Origin of the sequence: Sphingobium fuliginis, assembly GCF_015074805.1 — a bacterium.
GTDB classification, from domain to species: domain Bacteria; phylum Pseudomonadota; class Alphaproteobacteria; order Sphingomonadales; family Sphingomonadaceae; genus Sphingobium; species Sphingobium fuliginis.
The window spans coordinates 864,770-884,401 of the sequence record NZ_CP060035.1 but is presented as its reverse complement, the minus strand read 5'-3'; the positions used below and the strand labels follow the sequence as shown (position 1 = coordinate 884,401).

General features: G+C 62.0%; 19 protein-coding genes and 1 tRNA gene. 7 read left to right on the top strand and 13 right to left on the bottom strand.

The window, feature by feature from the left end; translation table 11 throughout:
• Positions 1–19: 19 nt before the first annotated feature.
• From H5V43_RS04200 to H5V43_RS04185, 4 genes are all read right to left on the bottom strand, one after another.
• Positions 20–343, bottom strand: a complete 324-nt coding sequence (locus tag H5V43_RS04200) for an AtpZ/AtpI family protein (protein ID WP_025546506.1) — start codon at positions 341–343, stop codon at positions 20–22.
• Between the two features lie 192 nt (positions 344–535).
• Positions 536–937 carry a YdbL family probable chaperone protein gene (locus H5V43_RS04195; RefSeq protein WP_025546504.1) on the bottom strand — a complete coding sequence of 134 codons (402 nt, stop codon included), beginning with the start codon at positions 935–937 and terminating at the stop codon, positions 536–538.
• On the bottom strand, positions 934–1,122 hold the full coding sequence (locus H5V43_RS04190) for a YnbE family lipoprotein (protein WP_007685342.1): 189 nt from the start codon (positions 1,120–1,122) through the stop codon (positions 934–936). The genes H5V43_RS04195 and H5V43_RS04190 overlap by 4 nt, the downstream gene beginning before the upstream one ends.
• On the bottom strand, positions 1,119–4,352 hold the full coding sequence (locus tag H5V43_RS04185; protein ID WP_099185838.1) for an intermembrane phospholipid transport protein YdbH family protein: 3,234 nt from the start codon (positions 4,350–4,352) through the stop codon (positions 1,119–1,121). Before H5V43_RS04185 ends, H5V43_RS04190 begins: the two co-directional genes overlap by 4 nt.
• Before the next feature lie 128 nt (positions 4,353–4,480).
• Here H5V43_RS04185 and radC point away from each other — a divergent pair, with 128 nt between their 5' ends.
• Positions 4,481–5,176 (top strand): RadC family protein, encoded by a 696-nt coding sequence (gene radC / locus H5V43_RS04180; RefSeq protein WP_025546499.1) that lies wholly within the window; start codon positions 4,481–4,483, stop codon positions 5,174–5,176.
• Positions 5,177–5,252: 76 nt separating this feature from the next.
• Here radC and H5V43_RS04175 read toward each other — a convergent pair whose 3' ends face one another.
• Together H5V43_RS04175 and H5V43_RS04170 are read right to left on the bottom strand one after the other, a co-directional pair.
• Positions 5,253–6,602, bottom strand: a complete 1,350-nt coding sequence (locus tag H5V43_RS04175; protein ID WP_025546497.1) for a DEAD/DEAH box helicase — start codon at positions 6,600–6,602, stop codon at positions 5,253–5,255.
• Between the two features lie 110 nt (positions 6,603–6,712).
• A complete protein-coding gene (locus H5V43_RS04170) occupies positions 6,713–7,147 on the bottom strand; it encodes a hypothetical protein (protein WP_025546496.1) in 435 nt (144 codons plus the stop codon).
• A 78-nt stretch (positions 7,148–7,225) separates the two neighbouring features.
• On the opposite strand from H5V43_RS04170, the gene H5V43_RS04165 reads away from it, so the two are divergent.
• The 3 genes from H5V43_RS04165 (at position 7,226) to H5V43_RS04155 (ending at position 9,960) form a co-directional block, all read left to right on the top strand.
• Complete coding sequence (locus H5V43_RS04165; RefSeq protein WP_025546495.1) at positions 7,226–8,665, top strand: FAD-binding oxidoreductase; 1,440 nt, start codon at positions 7,226–7,228, stop codon at positions 8,663–8,665.
• Between the two features lie 140 nt (positions 8,666–8,805).
• Positions 8,806–9,603: a SapC family protein gene (locus tag H5V43_RS04160; RefSeq protein WP_025546494.1), complete on the top strand. Its 798-nt coding sequence runs from the start codon at positions 8,806–8,808 to the stop codon at positions 9,601–9,603.
• Positions 9,604–9,885: 282 nt separating this feature from the next.
• A tRNA-Glu gene (locus tag H5V43_RS04155) sits at positions 9,886–9,960 on the top strand.
• Here H5V43_RS04155 and H5V43_RS04150 read toward each other — a convergent pair.
• From H5V43_RS04150 to H5V43_RS04130, 5 genes are all read right to left on the bottom strand, one after another.
• Positions 9,920–11,521: a recombinase family protein gene (locus H5V43_RS04150; RefSeq protein WP_128830637.1), complete on the bottom strand. Its 1,602-nt coding sequence runs from the start codon at positions 11,519–11,521 to the stop codon at positions 9,920–9,922. The two genes, H5V43_RS04155 and H5V43_RS04150, sit on opposite strands and share 41 nt — an antisense overlap.
• Before the next feature lie 952 nt (positions 11,522–12,473).
• Positions 12,474–13,187 carry an adenylate/guanylate cyclase domain-containing protein gene (locus tag H5V43_RS04145; RefSeq protein ID WP_025546491.1) on the bottom strand — a complete coding sequence of 238 codons (714 nt, stop codon included), beginning with the start codon at positions 13,185–13,187 and terminating at the stop codon, positions 12,474–12,476.
• Between the two features lie 34 nt (positions 13,188–13,221).
• Positions 13,222–14,136: a TIR domain-containing protein gene (locus H5V43_RS04140; RefSeq protein WP_025546489.1), complete on the bottom strand. Its 915-nt coding sequence runs from the start codon at positions 14,134–14,136 to the stop codon at positions 13,222–13,224.
• Positions 14,133–14,945, bottom strand: a complete 813-nt coding sequence (locus tag H5V43_RS04135) for an E2 domain-associated cysteine-rich protein (RefSeq protein ID WP_128830632.1) — start codon at positions 14,943–14,945, stop codon at positions 14,133–14,135. Before H5V43_RS04135 ends, H5V43_RS04140 begins: the two co-directional genes overlap by 4 nt.
• Positions 14,935–16,473: an adenylate/guanylate cyclase domain-containing protein gene (locus H5V43_RS04130; protein WP_025546485.1), complete on the bottom strand. Its 1,539-nt coding sequence runs from the start codon at positions 16,471–16,473 to the stop codon at positions 14,935–14,937. Before H5V43_RS04130 ends, H5V43_RS04135 begins: the two co-directional genes overlap by 11 nt.
• Positions 16,474–16,630: 157 nt before the next feature.
• Here H5V43_RS04130 and H5V43_RS04125 point away from each other — a divergent pair, with 157 nt between their 5' ends.
• The 3 genes from H5V43_RS04125 to H5V43_RS04115 are packed head-to-tail and all read left to right on the top strand — an operon-like array spanning position 16,631 to position 18,386.
• Positions 16,631–17,218: an RNA polymerase sigma factor gene (locus tag H5V43_RS04125; protein ID WP_025546483.1), complete on the top strand. Its 588-nt coding sequence runs from the start codon at positions 16,631–16,633 to the stop codon at positions 17,216–17,218.
• Entirely contained in the window at positions 17,215–17,601 is a 387-nt protein-coding gene (locus H5V43_RS04120; protein WP_025546481.1) for a hypothetical protein, read from the top strand. The genes H5V43_RS04125 and H5V43_RS04120 overlap by 4 nt, the downstream gene beginning before the upstream one ends.
• Positions 17,598–18,386 carry an ImmA/IrrE family metallo-endopeptidase gene (locus H5V43_RS04115; RefSeq protein ID WP_210769464.1) on the top strand — a complete coding sequence of 263 codons (789 nt, stop codon included), beginning with the start codon at positions 17,598–17,600 and terminating at the stop codon, positions 18,384–18,386. The genes H5V43_RS04120 and H5V43_RS04115 overlap by 4 nt, the downstream gene beginning before the upstream one ends.
• Positions 18,387–18,599: 213 nt before the next feature.
• Here the strand turns inward: H5V43_RS04115 and H5V43_RS04110 are convergent, their stop codons facing one another.
• Positions 18,600–18,875 (bottom strand): HU family DNA-binding protein, encoded by a 276-nt coding sequence (locus tag H5V43_RS04110; RefSeq protein WP_025546480.1) that lies wholly within the window; start codon positions 18,873–18,875, stop codon positions 18,600–18,602.
• 75 nt (positions 18,876–18,950) lie between these two features.
• The gene (locus H5V43_RS23460) at positions 18,951–19,625 is read right to left on the bottom strand and encodes a lytic transglycosylase domain-containing protein (RefSeq protein ID WP_052816612.1); all 675 of its coding nucleotides are present in this window, start codon (positions 19,623–19,625) and stop codon (positions 18,951–18,953) included.
• Positions 19,626–19,632 lie beyond the last annotated feature (7 nt).

Sequence of the window (19,632 nt, the reverse complement as noted above, 5' to 3'; positions counted from 1 at the left end):
GACTAAGATAAAAGCGTCCCTATCGGTCGGGACGCTTCGTCGTCGTCAATCTGATGATGTTCCTGAACGCCGCCACGATCCCGAGACCGAGGAATGCCAACAGGAGCCATGGGGATGTCCGCAGAAAGTAGTCCAGAGTCCCACCAACCACGGCACCGCCAGCAAGACCGCCGATCAGCTCCGCGAGAACCCTGTTGCCGAGACGCGACCCATCGTCCGCCTGCTGCACCTGTGTCCCCTGTCTGACCTTTTCGGCATGTTCGGCCTGCGCGATCCGCTCCTCCAAAGAAGCGATGCGCGCATCTTCCCCCGCCGGGTCCTGCCCCGGTGCATCCGCCGCCATCCAGCCATCCTTTCCGTAAAGGCTTTAAAAGCCAACGTCAGGCGGCATGGCGCTTGCGGCTGCACCCGTCAAGGCGCGGCCCGTTTAGAAAGGGCTTTCAGGAGTGTCAACCGTCGTTGGGCCAGAGAATTTCCTGTCCGAACGAAGCTGGGTCCAAAGTCCACTAGCCCGGCAAGTCCGGCCTGAGGTAAATCACCCCGCCGTGGCGCAATAGCCCGGCAGCGCGATGGGGCCCGCGCCCTTGGTCTGCCACGCGCCCGCGCCGATCCGATAGACCTGCCCGGGCTTCACCCTGCTGCTGAGCGTCTGGCATCCCGTCGCCGCCGCCACATCCTGCACGGTCACGCCGCGCTTGCCGGCAAGGTCGGTATAGGCGGCCCTGCGCTTGATGTTGATCGATTCGACTTCCTGCCGCACCGCGTCGCTCACCGAACCGGCAATGCCGAGATAGCCGTCGGCCTGCTCGCCCACCGCCCCCGCGCTCATGGCGGCGGCGACCGCGCCCGACTGCGCCCGCGCCGGAGACGTCATGGCCAGGCCGGTCGCCAGCACGACCGCGGCAGAGGCGGCGATCATCAAAAATTTGCGTGTCATTGCGGAAACAACTCCGGGTTATTCTGGATCAAATCTTGCGCATCGCGCTGCAGGCGAACAACGACCTCCTGCTGCACCTTCACGTTGAGGTTGATCTCTATCGGCTTGTCGGGCGCCTTCACCTGGATGCAGCCCCCCAAGGCCAGACCGGCGAAGCCCGCCGCGATGATCGTTCGCTTCTTCATTTCTGCTCCCCATTTCGCATAGTTTCGCTTTCGGCAGGCTGAACTGCAACCCCCTCCTGGCCGATCGTGGCCCGCATCTTCTCCTGCATCTGGTCGCCTATGCTGTTTTGTATGAGCGTTGACGGATCGATGAAGGACTGCGCGGTTCCCAGAAGGCCCCGGAAGGGAGCGGCGATCCGCACGTTGAAGATGAAGGGCAGGCCCGTGAAATTCCGCGCCAGACCCGCCGGCGCCCCACCGATCTGCCCGCGATTGACGCCGTTGAAGACGACGTTCGTCACCATCTCTCCATCCAGCGCGCCGTCCATCAATATGGTGAGGCATTTATACTGGAGATTCTTGAGCGCATCGAAGGCCAGCCGCCCCATCGCGCCCAATTGTTCGTTCGATACCGGCCCCACATAGGAAAGGGTCCCCGACTGGCGCGTCGGATCGCAGGGGATGGTGGGCAGCACGCCTTCGGGCATCATCAGCGGCGGCATGCCTTGCTGCCGCGCGGTCAGCACGCCCCCCGCCACGCGCCCGCCCTGCGCGTTGAAGATCAGAGGCATGATGCCGTCGAACGTACCCGTGGCGGAAATATTCTTGAGGTCCATCGCCTGGATGAAGGCGCCCGCATCCAGACCGATGACGCGGAAGGTCAGATAACGGTCCACATCCGCGCTGAAATCCATCGTCGTCGGCAGCAGGACCAGCTCCCCGCCGGAAAAGGGCCAGCCGCCACCTTCGATCCGCACCTTCTGCCCCGCCTCCAGCCGATAGCGCACAAGGCCGTCGCGAACCTCTACACCCGGATTGACCGACCTGATTCGCACTTCCTGCCCCGGCGCGCTGACGAGACCGAGCAGATCGGTGAAACGCAGTTCGCCGGACAACCCCTCCACCGGGCCGAAAGCCGCCGCCAGGCTGGCATTGTCGGTCCGGAACAGGCCATCGCTGGTCACATGCGTCCCGTTCCAGCGGATATGCCCTTCCCCGCTGACCTGCGCCGTCACATTGGCCACCACGCCAAGGGCGAGGCGGGTCACATCCTCCGGCTGGAGACCAGGACCAAAGGACAGTGCCGGAACCGCCAGATCCGCCTTGCCTCGCCCACTGCTCAGGTCATGCGCGATGACTGCCCGGGCGACCAGCGCATCATTGCGCGGCGTCCGCAACGATCCCGTCGCTGCAATCTTCGAATCCTTCAACGTCAGCGCGAAGTCGGGAACATTCAGCGGTTCGAACCGGCCCGGCGCCTGCGCATCGCGCACCGTCATCCCGGCCGCCAGCTTCAGCGCCCCCCCGGCGAAGCTCCAGTCGCCCGCGCCATTTTCGACGATCAGCGGCACGGACCCGATCCGGCCGCCTGCCCCCGTCAACCTGCCGCCCAAGCCCTGGGCCGTGGCGTTGCCGGTCAGCGTCGCCGCGCTCAACCGAACAGGCGAATCCTGCGGACCGATCGCCAGATCGGGATTGGCAAGTGCAAAACCCTGCTGTCCCAGGGCGAAACGAGCGCTATCGGCGGAAAGGCGCATTGGGCTGTCGCCGCTTTTGCCCGCCAATGCGAGTTTGCGGATTTCAGCGCCGCCACTCACACCGCCCGGCCCGACGGCAAACAGCGCCTGCCCGACGGGGCACAGCGTCTGCCGGGTCCGCCCCAGCGAAAAATTGCCATAGCGCGCCTCGATCAGCGAGATGGACACGCAATGCGGGTTGATCGCCAATAGACCCTTGGCGTTCATTTGCCCTTCAACGGGCGCCACCAGCCCGCGCAGCCTTCCACCGGGAAGCGGCCCGTCGAGCCGCACCTGCGTCGAGAAGCGCGTATCGCCCTTCGGCCCCGCAACGAACCGCACCGGCTCCAGGCTTAACCTGGCATCGCCCGCCGCATAGGGCTCAAGGAACAATTGTCCGCCAAAGCCGCCACCCGGCCTCCGCCCCAGCCGCAGCGCCGCCCTCGGCAATCCGCCGCCCTCCGTCGTGATCGCTCCGTCGAGCGCCCAGTCGATCGCCTGCCCGGCCCTGCCAGGCCAGCCGATGGTCACGCGACCTTCCCCTGCTATGGCGATCCGCGCACCGCTGCGCGCCGAAAAGCGGGTGTCGGTCAAGGCCAGACTGCCCGCCTTCCCTTCCTGAGCGAAGGCCAGGGTGGTTTGCAGGACATTGTCCGCGCCTGCGCGGCGCGCGGCGTCAGCCAGCCGTGCGACCAGCGGCCCAACGGGCGTCCCGGCCGTAGCTTCGCGCGCAGCCGCCAGGGGATCGCGGCCGGCGAACCGCAACTGCCGAACGGACAGCCGCCCCTCAAGACCCATATCGCCCTTGCCGACATGCCAGGCGCCCTGAAAGTCTGCGAGTCCGGCCAATGTGGCGCCGGCCGACAGAGCCACCGCCCCGATTCGCGCTCGCCCGGCGGTCTTGGCAGCCGTTCCGTCGAAATCGATCCGGCCTGAGGGGCGCGCCAGAACCATGCCGCCGGACTTGAGCGCTTCCCCCGTCAGGTCGACGCGGCCGGTCCAGCGATCCAATGCCTTGCCGAGCCAGACATCCACATCCGCAGCCGGTTTTGCCACGGCGATGCCGGCATCGCGACAGGCCAGCGCTGCGCCGCGCAACGGGCCGGAGAGATGTGGGCGTCCGTCCTGCATGGCAACATCCAGCATCGCCCGCAGGTCGGCCAGCCCGCATCCCTCGACGCCTCCATTCGGCATCGCCGCCGCCAGCCTGCCCCGGAAGCCCGATCGCAGATTCCCCTTCCCCTCTATCTGCATGCCGATCGAACCGGCATCGGTGTCCAGCCGCAGTCGCGCATCGCTGAGCGCCAGCAGAATGTCCGGCAGGCTGAAGGGCGCCGTGGATTTCGGGTCGCGGAATTTGTCGACCTCTCCCAGCTTCAGCACGCCATTGTGCAACGACCCCCGCATCCTGACGCCACCGGCCCGCACCGCCGCCACTTGCGGGGTCAGCCCTGTGAAAGCGATGTCGACCTCCACCCAGCGCGCCGTCAAATCGGGACGAGCGGGATCGCCCAGCACGATATTCTCGATCCGCTGGGTGCGAAGGCCTATGTCCGTCAGATCATAGCTGCCCTGCACGCCACGCCGGTTGAGTTCGCGGCTGATGAAATTTTCTGCGATGGGCGCGCGCTGCGTCCATAGCGCGGCAAGGATCAGCGCCAGCGACCCCGTGCCCACTCCAAGCCAGCGGAGCCAGCCCCGGCGAATCTCCTTTTCGCCGTCTTCATCTTCCATGCTTCTGGTCAAACCCGCGTGCTCAAGTCCGTAACGCCTGCATAACGTCCGATCACTCCTAAATATCCTTGCCCGATAAATCCGCAATGAATAGCGTCCCCCTTCGCATGCGGGGGACAAGTAAGACTTTGCCGGATCAGGATTTGAAGGCTACGCACGACGGCGTCGGGCATCGCGCCCGGCTGCGCCGGAAACTGGCGGAGAGCGGCGGCGAAGCGTTGCATGATCATGAACTGATCGAATATCTGCTGGCGCTGGCCATACCCCGTCGCGACACGAAACCACTGGCAAAGGCGCTGCTGCGGGAATTCGATGGCATCGGTGGGCTGATGGCGGCTGACTGGCAGGCGATTGCCCGCGTTCCCGGCATGGGCGACACCAGCATCGCCGCGATCAAGATCGTCCAGGCGACGATGCTGCGGATGCTACGCAACGAGGTGGCGGAGAAGCCGGTGCTGGCCAGCTGGCAGGCACTGCTCGACTATCTGCGCGCCGACATGGCCTTTCTGACGGTGGAGCGGGTGCGGGTGCTGCACCTCAACAGCCGGAACATGCTGATCCGCGACGAGCATATGGGCGACGGTTCGATCGACCAGGCGGCGATTTATACCCGGGAGGTTATTCGACGGGCGATCGACCTTGGCTCGGCAGCGTTGATCCTTGTGCACAATCATCCCAGCGGATCGCCGGAACCCAGCCGTCAGGATATAGAAATCACCCGGCAGATCGCGGAAGCGGGCAAGCGGCTCAACATCGCCGTGCATGACCATATCATCATAGGGACACAGGGGCACAGCAGCCTGCGTGCGAAAGGGCTGATCTAGGGACCGTGCATCGAAGCGGCCGGGAGGGATGTCTCAGGAGGGCCGAAAACAGGCGACGCCTGGCCCGCAACGGCAACTAAGCGCCAAACCCCACCGAAAGAAACTCCGGAACCGGTCCGTTCCAGCCTTCGTCCGGACCATCGTCCACCGGTTCCGGCCGCCGCGGCCGGGCGCTATTGCCTTCCGGCCGCGCCGCACGCGGTTCTTCACGGCGGCGGTCGTCGCGGCGCTTGTCAGACTTGCGGTCGTCCTTCCGATCCCTGCCCGAGCGGCGCGGTTCCTCCTTCGCCTTTTCGGCGGGAGCAGCAGCGACCGGCGCGTCGATGGTCTCGATCTTCTGCTTGATCAGCTTCTGGATATTGTCGATCGCCTCGGCATCGTCCGACGTCACGAAGGTATAGGCTACGCCCTTCGCCCCTGCCCGGCCCGTGCGGCCGATGCGATGGACATAATCGTCGGGATGCCAGGGCGCGTCGAAATTGAACACATGGCTCACGCCCTTGATGTCCAGCCCGCGCGCCGCAACGTCGGACGCCACCAATATGTTCACCGTCCCCGCCCGGAACCGCTCCAGTTCCGCGATGCGCGCCGACTGGTCGATGTCGCCGTGAATCTCGCCCGATTTGAAGCCATGGCGCTGAAGGCTCTTGTTGAGTTCACGCACCGTGGTCTTGCGGTTGCAGAAGATCACCGCGCTCTGCACGTCCTCGGCATCCAGCATCGCGCGCAGGGCCTCCCGCTTCTTGCGCGAATCGACCTTCACCAGACGCTGGGTGATATTGGTCGAGGCCGTGGCGGGCCGCGCCACCTCGATCGACTTGGGATTGCTGAGGAACCGGTCCGCCAGCTTCTTGATCACCGGCGGCATGGTCGCGGAGAACAGCAGCGTCTGCCGCTGGGCGGGCAGCTTGGTGCAAATCTCCTCGATGTCCGGGATGAAGCCCATGTCGAGCATCCGGTCGGCTTCGTCGATCACCAGCATGCTGCAGCCGTTGAGCAATATCTTGCCCCGCTGGAACAGGTCCATCAGCCGCCCCGGCGTCGCGATCAGCACGTCGACGCCTTTTTCCAGGGCTTTGAGCTGGTCGCCCATCTGCACGCCGCCGATCAGCAGCGCCATGTTGAGCTTGTGATACTTCCCGTATTTCTCGAAATTCTCGGCCACCTGGGCAGCGAGTTCACGCGTCGGCTCCAGGATCAGCGATCGCGGCATCAGCGCGCGTGCGCGGCCATGGGCGAGGATGTCGATCATCGGCAGCACGAAGCTGGCGGTCTTGCCCGTTCCCGTCTGCGCGATGCCGATGATGTCCTTCATCATCAGCACGGGCGGGATCGCCTGCGCCTGAATCGGCGTGGGCGTGTCATATCCGGCCTCGGTAACGGCCTTCAATAATTCGTCGGAAAGGCCGAGATCGGCAAAAGTCATTCAGATGTCCGGGACAGGAGGCTCTCCACCGCACGAAAACGCGCGGGGAAATCGGGCGCGCCTTGCGGAAATATCGGCCTCTTGTCAAGAAAATCGCGAAGATGATGCGGTCAATCGTCCGGTTCGGCCTGCTCCAGCCGGCGGAAACCGTCGATCGCGCAACTGGCCCCGCTCCGCGCCTGCAATTCGTCGCGCCCGGAACAGAGCGAGCCGTCCTCATCGGGCTCGACATAGAATCCGGAATAGAAACCCATGCTGTTGCACCCGCGCTCCAGCCTTGCGCGATAGCGGTGATTATCAGCCAGCAGCAGATCTATGGCATTGTCCATCACTATGCTTGCCGACCGAATCGATCGCAGCGCGATGCAGCGCGGCCCCTTCTTCTCCTTCCAGTCATTCCGCGCCTCCGGCGTGGGACGCGCGGGCGCACGCCCCTTCCTTGCCATCGGCACGCGGACGATGACACGCTGCTCGATCGTCAGTTGCGCCCATTGCACGGGCTCGGCGGCTGACGCGGACAACAGCAGCAGGACGGAATGAAACAAGTCGAACCCCTTTTGGGACGCGGACGCTATGGGCCAAAGGTTGAACCGTCGATGAATTCCAAGGCATAGGACAGTCCCATGATAGGACAAGATGTTATCGCCCGATTCACGGCCCTGCTGGGGGAAAAGCGCGTCGTGACCGATGCGGACGACATCGCCCCGTGGGTCAGCGACTGGCGCGGACGCTATCACGGCGCTGCCGCCGCCATTCTTCAGCCGGAATCGACCGGCCAGGTCGCCGCTGCGGTCCGCCTTGCCGCCGATCTTGGCGTGCCGCTGGTGCCGCAGGGTGGCAACACTTCCATGGTGGGCGGCGCCACGCCCCCGGCGGACGGTTCTGCGCTGATCCTGTCGCTCCGCCGGATGAACCATATCCGCAGCCTGTCTCCGCACGACAATCTTGCCGTCTGCGAAGCGGGGGTGATCCTCTCCAACCTCCACGATGCCGCCGCCGCCGTTGGCCGCCGCTTTCCACTGAGCCTTGGGGCCAAGGGTTCGGCCACCATCGGCGGGCTCATCTCCACCAATGCCGGCGGAACCCAGGTGCTGCGCCACGGCACGATGCGCGCGCTGGTCGAGGGGATTGAGGCTGTCCTGCCGGACGGCGGCATCTTCCATGGCCTGGATGCCCTCAAGAAGGACAATCGCGGCTATGACGTCAAGCAATTGCTGATCGGCGCCGAAGGGACTTTGGGAATCGTCACCGCCGCCGCGCTGCGCCTGGTGCCCGCCATTGCGGCTCGCGCCGTCGGCTGGATCGGCGTCTCCTCCCCTGCCGATGCGCTGGCCCTGCTCCGGCTTTGCGAAGCCCATCTGGGCGACAGTGTCGAAGGGTTCGAAGTGATCGCGGACGACGGCCTGGGCCATGTCCTGTCGCATGTTCCCGGCACCCGCTGCCCGATTGCAACGCGCACGCCCTGGCATGTGCTGGTAGAGGTCGACCATGGCGACCCGCGCGATCCGACGCCCGCCGATCGGCTGGAGAGCGCGCTGGCCGATGCGTTGGAACAGGGCCTCGCCGTCGACGCCGCCATCGCCGCCAATGAAGCGCAGGCGGAAGCCTTCTGGCGCATCCGCGAATCGCTCTCCGAATCCGAACGGGCGCAGGGACCGGCGCTGCAATATGACATCAGCGTGCCGGTTGCGCGGATGCCCGCCTTCATGATCGAAGCCGCGGCAGCGGCGGAAAGGGCCTTTCCCGGCACCACCGCCTCCTCCTTCGGTCATCTGGGGGACGGCAACGTCCATTTCCATGTCCGCGCGCCCAGGGGCACGACCGACGGTCCGGCCTGGATCGCGACGGAGGGTCAGGCGATCAACGGCTTCGTCCATGATGCAGTGGTCGCGGCGGGCGGGTCCATCTCCGCCGAACATGGCATCGGCCAGATGAAGCGCGCCGAACTCGGCCGCCTCTCCAGCCCCGCGCGCCTCCACGCCCTGCGCGCGGTCAAGGCTGCATTCGATCCGCAGGGCATCATGAATCCGGACAAGCTGATCCCCCGTCCGGAGGAAGGCTGAAGCCAGCCTCGGCCGCAGCACCGGGCATCGACAAAGCGATTGCCTCCCGCGTCCAAGGGCTTTATCCCCCTCGGCCCAGTATCAGGCTAGCGGCGCAAGGGAAAATGCGCCGCTTTTTGTTGGAAATGGACTAGCACATCATGGCAAGCGCGCCCGCGAACGGCCTTCCCGTCTTCTACAACGATCTCATTCCGCTGAGCAGCGTCGATCACGCCGCCTGGCGGAGCCGCACCGTCGATTCGGCGCCGTTCCTGACGACGCAGCACGCCATTCCGCTGACCGTGGACGAATTCGTCGCCGCCCAGCGCTTCGTGCCGATCATCTTCTCCGCCGGGGACGAGCCCGTTCCCCTGGCGCTGATGGGCCTCAACGAGGGCGTCAACACCTTCCTCGACGATGATGGCAAGCTGCGTGGCCCGGCCTATGTCCCCGCCTATGTCCGCCGCTATCCCTGGATGCTGGCGAAGTTGCGCCCCGACAGCGACGAACTCTCGCTCTGCTTCGATCCGACCAGCGACGCGCTCGGTACGTTCGAAGAGGGCCAGCCGCTGTTCGAAGACGGCAAGCCCAGCGAACTGACGCAGGGCGTGCTCAAATTCTGCGAGGATTTCGAACAGGCAGCGGCGCGTACCGGCCAGTTCATGAAGGATCTGAAGGATCTCGACCTGCTGATGGACGGCGAAGTCGCCATCCAGGTGCCCGGCAATGACCAACCCTTCGTCTATCGCGGCTTCCGCATGGTGAACGAGGAAAAGCTGCGCGACATGCGCGGCGACCAGCTTCGCAAGATCAGCCAGAACGGCATGCTGCCGCTCATTTACGCGCATCTCTTCTCGCTGCAGCTCATGCGGGAACTGTTCGAGGCGCAGGTTTCGCAGGGCAAGGGCCCGATCGCCGTCCCGGCAGCGCCCCAGACAGCGGATGCCCAACCAAATTAAGCATTCATGACAGATATTTAAGGAAAAAGGTTGCGCGGTGCCACTTGAAACTCCGCGCGGCTTTCTCTATTTACTGAACATACGGCGCACCTGCCCCCCTTTCGGGTGTGTCGTATGGGCGCCTCCCCCTTTGGAGGCGTCTCCTCCCTGAACCTTGGCCACCCCATGCGAATCGCATGGGGTGGTTTTTTATTGACTGAAGGAAATGGCGCGGGTTTCCCTTGACGACGCCAACGCGCCCTCCTAAAGGCGGCTCCCTACTTGCCGCCCAGCGCGGCCTGTGGCCCCTTCGTCTAGCGGTCAGGACGCGGCCCTCTCACGGCTGAAACACGGGTTCGATTCCCGTAGGGGTCACCAAACTGTCAAAACCCTGATTTTGGGGTTGGTTTGGTGTGTTGAGAGTGAATGCGGCTCGCGACAATTCTTCAAGTATTTCAAAGGGCTGTCTGAACTCTACGGTCAACCGACCATTGGCCCATGTGCAGTTCGAAAGTACCAAATTTAGAGCTCGACGCCGGTGTTCCGGGGCCATCTCCGCGAAGCCTTTGTGGGCGTTTCTGACTACATCGAGCAGCGCCACGCCATCGTCAACATAGGCCTCATCGGCATTATTTAGGTGCTCGATGCCTCGGATCGCGCGTGCCCTCTCCTCCCGCCATGTGGCGGCGATACGATCGTGGAATTCCTTGGTGATACGTCCATCGACCTTATCAAGGTAGATGGTGTCGAGACGCTCCTGGAGCTTGTCTGCCTCGCCGATCAGGCGTGCCCTGGTTTCCTCTCGCTCGCGGCTCTCGTCGCCATGGCTCTCGCGGAGCGCTCGCTGTACGAGACCGAAAATCTCGTCGTCGAGGCGAAGCCGCGAAAGCATCTGTTCGAAATGAACGTCAAGCGCCTCCTGGCGAACGTAACGCTCGGGGCATTTTCCCTTAAAGCCGGTGCAATGATAATAGATGTATCTCTGCTTCTTGATCTCCGCGACCATCGCACAGCCGCAATGGCCGCAGGTCATCAAGCCAGTGTAGACGAAATCTTTGGGGCTCGCGCGGACGTTGGATGCGCTACGGCCATCGATGACCTCTTGAGCTAGTTCCCAGACCTCCAGCGAAATGATCGGATCGTGCAAACCTTGGTAGAGCTTGCCGTCCCACTCATAGGAGCCGGTGTAGAGCCGATTTCTGAGGATATAGAAAAGCGTGCTCGTGCTGCTGACAAGCTTGCCGCTCCGGCGATACCGCAAACCAAGATCGCGCGCCTTAGCAGCCAGCTCGTTGATCGAGAAATTGCCGGTTCCGCAGAGCTCGAATAGACGAGCAATGATCGGTGCGATCTCGGGATCGACCTCGATTACCTTCCGCCCAGCATCGTTGCGGATGTTACGGTAACCGAGTGGAGCGAGGGTGGGCCAATAACCCTGCGCGGCCTTTTCCGTCATGCCCTTGCGTGCTTCCTCCGACAGATTGTCGATATAGTTCTTGGCCATCAGCACCTTGATGCCGTGCATGAACTTCTCGGACGACTTGGAATCGTTGGAAAGAACGACGCCCTCTTTGGCGAGGTGGATCTCGATATCCAACTCGTCGAGCGTCACCCAGTCCTTGAGGTTGCGGTACAGCCGATCAGTCTTTTCGACCAATATCATTCGGACAGACGGATGACGTCGTAGATAAGCCAGCATCGCCTCAAATTCGGTGCGGCCAGCCTTCCGTGCCGTTTCTACATCGACATGTTCGGCTACGATATCGATGTCGTTGATCGCAGCGTAATCTCGGAGAAGCTTGAGCTGGGCAGGGATCGAGAATCCCTCGCGCTCCTGCTCCGACGTTGAGACGCGAGCGTAGAGAACCGCTTTCTTCAATGCGTGGCGGACCGACGCACGTGCCACCGTCCGTCTCAGCTTCGCTCGGGGTTTCGCCATTGTTCCACACTTCCTTCTCTGCTCTCAATCGCGGTACGCCTCCCCTCCGATTGCGAACCGCGTACATTGTTTCCGGGCTGTCATTCCATTTTGTTCACCATTCATTCCGCAACAGTGCTGGCACGTCAAGTGGAGCACTCGGCGCAATCAACACTCCCTCCCGGTGTCATTCGGTACTATTGTCGTCACCGTCTGCCTTTGACGGTTGTCGATGGAGAATGGTCCGATGTCGGACGACTGCCAGCTCATAATAGTCGGTGAGGTCGCCTAGCAGCGCTCTCGCCTCATCATGAGAAACTGGCCGGCCGAGCCTTCTTGAAAAGATCGCACCGGCGTCCGCAATAAGTTCGCGTGAGAATTTATCGCGTCTCGCAATGCGAGGTTCCCGTGAATCCCTTTGTGAAATGTTCCCTGCTGGTATTTCACCCGCAATTTTAATGGGTACATGACCTGTCGCCTGCGCGCTGAGTTGCGAAGGCGGGTCGGACCGACCGGTGGGCACTCGCGACTCGGTGGGGGGATCAATAGCGGCCCCATATCTTGTGCTCGCTGATCGGGCACGCCTCATCGCCGGGAGACACGATTGTCGTTGAGGGGGCGTTGATGGCGCCTGGGACGCCCAAGCAAGGCGCTACCTATGCGCACGCCTATCGTGATCACGTCGCTGCTCCAATAGATGGAGCTCGACCGGAATGTCCTGAAGCGAGGACATCTTACCGTGCATGCCACGGTTTTTCAACGGTTCCTGCACACGCGCTGGCCCCACGACCGCTCCGTTTATCTGGCAACGATTTCCACTTGATGATCAGTAAGGAGTGGCGAAATGTGATGTCGCGCCACGGTAGGTCAAAATTGGGACTGCCTTTAATCTCTGACGGTTGTTTCTTTCTGGATCGGCCAAAACCGGATGGTTTCGTTACCAGAAAATCTGGTAGTTAATTTTGCCCGTTCACTAAGGCTTTTTCCAGTGATTGGATTTATATACCATCTCGCCCTCTCCCGCGAAGACAAAACTCGCTGATAACCATAGGCTCTTACCGTTACCATCACACTTCGCCGTCTGATTAAGCTGCTTATAAACTCGGCTGGAGATGTAGGTGCTATATCCTTCGTCTCTCACGTCTGAAAGTTTGGCGGAGAAACTGGCTGCCTTTCCGATCCAGATCAGATCGTTATTGTCCCTTATTCCGGAGCGGACCGCCCGAACCTCTCCGACATCGATCCCCGAGCAATTTCGGATTTCGATACCGTTGTCGCTAATCGATTTGAACTGCTTGAATGCAGCCGGCTGTATAATCTTCCGAACAGCCCAATGAATTTCGCGGCCGCAATTCGCTGCCGAACTGTTCTTCGAATCGCCCATGAAGACGCCCATTACGCGGTCGCCGTCAAAGCTTCTCACATGACCGCCATGCTTAATGATGAGTCGCGTGGCGCAATCCAAAAATGCACGAATGATCTTAGCGGTCGTCGTCCACGGGCATGTTTTCGAGAGCTTCGCCGAGCCCGCAAGATCGGCGTAGAGAAAGGCCGCCTCGATCTTAACGGCACCATCCTTAAGCGCCACATCAGCTGTGGTAGGGACGACGCGCCCCTCCCGCTGTTCAAAATTGGTGCCGAAAAGCGTGTCGACACGCCCCTTCAAGAATGCTTCGTCCGTCGCCACCGTTGCCCCCAAACGACCCTTCCGACCGTGTGAATCAGCCGTTCATCGGTCCCAGGGCGACGATATGATCGCGCAACTTGTTGCAAGCTGGTCCCATCAGCGCCGCGTTCTGTCCGCCCTTCTCGAACCGATATGGTATGGTTGTGATGCCAGCAAGGTCACTTGGCAGCTTCACATCCTTCCCCCTCGGTTCCATCAGAATTGCCCGCGTCCGACCGAGGCGCCCCATAAACAATCCAAGCTCGAAAATGACATTGTCCCGTGGTGCCGGCCACATTTCGTCGCGGCTCTCGACGAAATCGTCCGCGTGCGCGATGGCGATGGCAAAGTCGGCGTTATCGACGGCCGCCTCCAGGTCGTCGATCGTATAGTTCGCCACCTTGAAACAGCCGGCCGTCCACAGCTCGACGAAAAACGCATCATGCTCGAATGCCGTCTCGATGATGCGCGCGATCGGGAGAGCCTCGACCGACGAAATGATGAAGACCCGCACCCTCTCGCGATATGCGCCGATATTCGAATTGCGCTGCAACAATCGCCTCGACAGTTCCTTCGCTATGGAGAGATAGATCTGCGGAAACTGGCACCCGAGAGCGGAGAAAACCGGCTCGGACAATTTCATTGCCACCACGACGTCCTCAGCGATGACGCTCGCGGATCGTGCCTGTGTCGGCTGGATCGCAGCCATCTCGCCGACATGATCTCCAGCGGAGCGTTTACCGATCCGGCGCCCGTTGACCACAACGTCGCAAACCCCCGAAAGGATGAGGAATACATCGTTCGAGTGGTCACCTTGCTGGATGATGACCTCGTCGGCGGCGAACTCACACAGCTCGCCAGCGTCCGCCACCTGCGCCGCGAGCTCAGGTATGCCGGCCAGCATCTTCTGTCGGCTCAGTTCGTCGACGAGAATGCGCCTTCCCGAATCACCTTCGAACCGCTCGATCATTTCCCGCCCTCTTTTTTATGCTCTTTGGCGCCACGCCGCAGCGGGCAGTCCTTCATGGTGCCGCAGCACGGCTTTCCTTCAAAATCCGCCCAGAAGCGCTGCTCCTCGCGCTCGCGGTCGCGTACCGCCAATGCCAGCTCCACGGCTGCCTCAGCATGATCCCCGCAGCTGCTCAGGACTTTAGGCTGATGCCCGGTGCCCGCCTCGCAAATGCACCGCCGCCGCAGGTTGACCGCACGCGCGGCTTTTTCCCAGATCGAATAGAGCCATGTTCCGTCGGCCATTATCCGAAGGCCAGGCCCATGTGCGCCGCTCCCCCGTCGCGTCACCGAGAGCCGGTTTCGAGCCAGGTGCTCGACATAGGCAGGTCCTAATCGGTCGGCTGCCTTTTCGGCGCGCAGCTGATGGACGGCGGCATCGCCATGCGCCCATGCTCGATGGTCGGGCCAGCGACCGAGGCGCCCGGCGCGCTCCTGCAGGCGGAGGAATTTCAGCAGACGCGCCCACCAGCTCCATGCGCTGTCCTGGCTGATCACCTCGAGAGGATCAACCCTGGCCCAGCCAAGGCAAAAGGTCGAGTTCTCGTTAATGTGACGATCCGGGCAGAAGGCCGGCAGCCGAATCGGTGCGGATTCGCGCGCTGATATAGTGCCCCCCGTGAGCTCCGCCGTGATGTTGTAAATCAGACTCCTGCCGTCCGGCATCGGCACCGGGATCGTCACATCAAGCCGGTGGGGCAGCCGCTGCAAGACAGCTGCCCCAAAATCATCGGCAATTTCTGCCAGAAGCTGGATACTATCAACCTTCACGACCGCTGGCATATGGTTTGACGGTCACTTCTGCTGCCCTGGCGATTGCCGGCGCTGCGGTGGCGTAGGCCGCCTTTTGCACGGCTCGGGCGGAGGCATCCTCATCCTCGGCCAACGCCTCGACCGCTTCGTTATAATCAAGGTTGGCAAGCTTGCGGGCAGCACCAAAGAGGTTCTGCACGGCCTTAGTGCCGGCATCATAGGCCGCTTTGCCGATCGCCGTCTCGTCACCGTCGCACCGCCTTTGCTCCTCCTCCGAAGCAACCACGCCGCGGCTGACCGAACAGCGGACGCGATCTCCTTGCATGCCGAGCCGGGTTACGGTCATCGGGCCGAACTCGAAGCCGATGGCCAAGCCCAAGTTGGTAACGTCGATGCCTTCTTCCTCCAGCTTTTCCAGCGACAACTCGAAGCTCGAGCGCAACGCTCCAGCGCAGAGCGTTGCGGTTGTCACGCTTGCAGCGTCGTCAGTGGTCTGGGAGGTGCCCTCCATCAGGAGTCCGTGCAGGCAATCGCCCACGAAGCGGATGCGGCGACCATCGAAATCCCGACTCAGCACACGGTCCAGTTCCGCGCGCACGACGTGGAGGACCCTCACGACATTCTCGGGATTATCCTCGATATGGTCGGCCACATAGGCAGTGAACCCGTCTATGTCGGCATAGACCGATACCGCCTCCATGCGCCGTGAATTGGCGGGCGTGAGCGCACCAATGTCCAACGTGCGCAAGGGCGGAGTGTGCCGGGAGAAGACAAATGAGGCGATCGGGTTCTTTTCGAGGTCGTCGCGCCACTCCTTGACGATCTGGTCCTTGTCAGCGTCGAGGTCGGCCTCTTCCTGCGAGATAGCGATCTCCGCAGCCGTCAGCGCGGAACCGGCTGGCTTATCCGCCTCCGCCAGTCCGATCGCCGCGCGTGCCTCGTTGGTGAGATAAATCCCTTTGGCGCTGCCACCTCCGGACATCTTCGCTGCATGGTTCGCCGGCCGCCCGAGGAAAAGCGGTTCGCGTCCGCCGCTGCGGCCGTTATTGACAGCAAGCGCCTCGCCGGTGTCGATTCCGATCCGCACCTTGGCCGCGGGAATCTGTTCGTCATCGTCGCCGGTCTCGTCCAGCACGTCGATGATCAACTGGCCCATGGCCACCGCGCGATGGACGCGCATGGCCTCGTCGCTCTCCTCGATTCCGTAAGGTTTCGTGACCAGCGCGTGGAGACGCTGATTGTGGAAGTCCACGCGACGCGCCTCGCAGGAGGCGATGATGCGCCGAACCGCCCGAAAGTGCAGATTGAGAAAGCGCAGCGTACGACGATGGCAGCTCTCACCTTCTTGCGTGGTGACATTGAGCATATCATTCAGATTGAGGATGTCGGCGTAGAGATGTACGCCATCGACCCGGTACGCCTTGTTCGTCGGGATATTCTCCAACGAGGTCTCGCGCTTGTATTCAACGATAGTGACCGTCTCGACGTCGGCAATCTTCTTCGCGATATGGTCTGACGCGCGGTCGTGCTTCCAATCGTTCGCCATGTTAAGCTCCTTTCAACTTGACGAGCGATGCTTCCAGGGTTGCAAGCCGCAGCCAAATCGTCATTCATCAACATAAGCGGGCGGGATCGGCCATTCGGACGCGGGTCGCGTCCGAATTCCGCGGGATCATCGCTTATAAGGGCGAGGGGATAGCGGCGTGCATGAAACGGTGGACATGGTCGGTGCTGATGAGGATGACCACCTCCTGTCCGTTGAAGAGGCGCGCGTCCGTCTCAATAGCCTTTCAGACGACGAGGCGAACAAGCTTGTCCAGATTTCGAAATGGTTCGCGAACCGTTGCGAGGTTCCAGCCGAGGATCTGCGTCAGGAAGCGATCGTCCGCGTTCTCAGTGGTAGCCGACAATGCCGACGTGGAGCCGATTTTGTCCGATTCCTGGCGGGGGTGATGCGGAGCCTGGTATCCGCCGAAAGCGAAGCGAGAAAGGCGGGCGCACGGCCGGTTCTCGTCGTGCTGGACAGCGAGAACGGGCATGATCTCGCCGACAACGCTCCGTCCCCCGAGCATTTGGTGGCATCGCGCGTGGATGACGGTCAGACTCTCGCGAAAATCGATCGGATCATCGCGGATGACGAGCAACTCCAATTGCTGGTCGAGGGTTTGGCCGACAACATGATCGGCGAGGATCTCGAAGCGCTGCTTGGGGTGGATGTGAAGGGCCTGGCTGCGGCGCGCAAGCGACTGAAGCGACGTTTGTTAAACGAATTTCCCGAAAGGATGGGATGATGAGCGTGGGCGATAACAAGTCGATGCGATTGTCGATCCTTGACGACTTCATGATTGAAGAGATCCTGGCCGCTGAGGGCGACGCCACGGCCGCCGATGGCGAAGCGCTACGGCGCGACATCGAGCGGGCGGAGTTACTCGCGCGGAAATCGCGTCTTAAGGCGCTACGGGAGGAAATCGACAAAGAGCGATCGACATCGCGCGTCGTACAATTTGATAGCGAGCGTATGAAGGTCAAGTTGAGGGCTATAGGAAGTGCTGCAGCGTCGCCGGTGACGATGGCGGCGCGCAGCGGGAACGCAGTCGACGATGATGATCTGAATGGCCTTCTGGAGGATCTGGCCGAACTGGAACAGGACTCCGAAGCAAGAGACAACGAGTGATCGGTCGTGTTTCGGCAGCCGAAACCACACTCCAGGAACTTGGCGTAACCGAGCCATCGGAGATCGACGTCGAGGTAGTGGCGCGATACTTGGGCGCCAAAGTCAAATATCGTCCCCTGAAATCCTGCGAAGCGCGAATCGTGGGGCACGCCGACAGGGCCATCATCACCGTGGACACACGGGCGACCGATCGACGGAAGCGGTTCTCGGTTGCCCATGAACTGGGGCATTGGCACCACCACCGGGGGCAGTGCCTGATCTGTCGGAGCACTGACATTGACAAGCCGACGAGCGACGATCGCCGCGAACGGGGGTCGAACCCGGAATTGCAAGCCGATGCCTATGCAGCAGACTTGCTCCTTCCAGGTTATATTTTCCGACCGCTGGTCAGTGATCTGGATCGGATAACCCTGACGGGAATCCGTGAGCTGGCTACCCTGTTCGATGCCAGCATCACCGCAACCGCCATCCGCGCATTGAGCACCAACCGGTTTCCCGCACTTCTCGTTTGCCATGGGCAGGATGGGCGAAAATGGTTTAGGCGACCTCCTGTCGTACCGGACCGATGGTTTCCGCGGGCCGATCTGCAGCCCGAGAGCGCAGCTTTCCCATTGCTATTCAAGAATGGCATCGAGCCAAAACAACCAAAGCGGGTCAAGGCTTCCGCCTGGTTCGACACATACGCCGCAGATCGTTTCACCTTGATCGAACAACCGTTCGGTCTGCCCAACAGTCAGGTTGCGACCTTGCTGGTGTTGGATGATGTCGCAATGCTGTCCCAGTAAAAGCGAGAATCTTTGCCGTCTTCCTTTGGGCGCGCGCCATCGCGAAGCAGTGCCAGCTGGCGGTTGAGACACAAGGAACTTGAACCCGTCACTGCTGAACGTTGGTGCGGAAATCTCCGAGACCGGCCTCCGCGCGAGGAAAAACGACGGCTGGCTCCATCTTGGAGGCCAGGCGCGATTCTTGAGGGACGCGCTCGGAGACCAAGGATCCGTTCAACCGTTCAACTTGTCCTTCACCGCTTTAGCGGGCGTGAATGAGAGCTTCTTCGACGCCGCGATTGTTATGGTCGCGCCGGTCGAGGGATTGCGACCTTCGCGCTCCGGGCTCGCCTTCACTTTGAACTTCCCGAACCCATTGAGCGAAATCTCCTCGCCCTTTGCCGCAGCGTCCGCAATCGCCGCGAAGACAGTGTCGACGATCTTCTTGGCGTCGGCCTTGCTTGAGCCGGTGGCGCTGGAAAGATGGTCGGCGAGGTCGCTGTTGTTCATGATTCACTCCTGGTTGTTCCCCTGCTGATCTATCGAGGAGCGGATAGAGCGACAAGCCTGCTGCCACCGCGCCGCTTAGTCCTGCGCCTCTGACGATACGGAGCGCGCCACCACACCGAACCCGAGCACTCGCTCCCGCTTGACCTGGTTGGTGGGCGAGGCGGGCGATTGCGGGGTCGTCGCGCCCGAAGGACCGCCAAGCTTAACAGGCCCTTCGGAGAAAATCGCAGGACCAAAACGCCGCGTGAGGTGGTCTGCGACGCTCAGTGCATAGCGTCTTTGGCGCCACGCTGTGGGGCTGTGATAGACCCCGATCGCGGCCCAATAGTCACCGGTAGACCGCAAGGCCGACAGGAAGATCCAGCGGGCAACGTCGGCATTGAAGCAGGCATCGGACTTGAGCCAGGTGCGAACCTCCGGCTCGGGCCGCCGCAGCACCGCTGCGATCTTTGGCACCCACCAACTGTTGATCTGAAGGAGCCCCAGGTCATGCGATCCGTTGGCATTGGCGACCTCCGCGCCGATCCATCCACCTTCTTGGTCGCGCAGTCCCCACAGAGTTTTCTCGAGCCAATCCTTCCCACCAGCGGCACGTGCAATGCAGTTTGAGATGTCGCCTTCCGAAGGTCTCGCCATCCCCGCCGAGGGTGAAGCCGCGGTGGATGCCGCGAACACCACGGCAAGGCAGCCGATGCGCAGAACGGGTTTGAGGCGGCGTCGGGCGGAGAATGCAGAACTGGCGTGGTTCATCGAAAGA